Origin of the sequence: Sedimentibacter sp. B4, from assembly GCF_000309315.1 — a bacterium.
Taxonomy (GTDB): Bacteria; Bacillota; Clostridia; order Tissierellales; family Sedimentibacteraceae; genus Sedimentibacter; species Sedimentibacter saalensis.
Map to the genome: position 1 here is coordinate 1 of NZ_CANG01000826.1, position 224 is coordinate 224.

1 protein-coding gene is annotated in these 224 nt (G+C 73.2%); it reads right to left on the bottom strand.

Translation table 11 applies throughout. The annotated features are described in order from the left end of the window. The coding region (locus BN358_RS24450; protein WP_157593521.1) for an FAD-binding protein at positions 1-224 on the bottom strand (224 nt) is incomplete at both ends.

Consider the following 224-nt stretch of genomic DNA (forward strand, 5'->3'; position numbering starts at 1 on the left):
CGGACTCCGGGATGTCGTTGGGGGCCCGGTCGTCACCGGGCCTGGCAGGCACCCAGATCCGCCCGTCGTTGCGCAGCGACTCGCTCATCAGCGTCGTCTTCGACTGGTGCGGGGCGTCTGCAGGCAGCGCGGTGGGGTGGAACTGCACGAATGACGGCGAGGCCAGGTGGGCGCCCCGCAGGTGGGCCCGCCACGCGGCGGTCGCGTTGGAGTGGCGGGCCAGT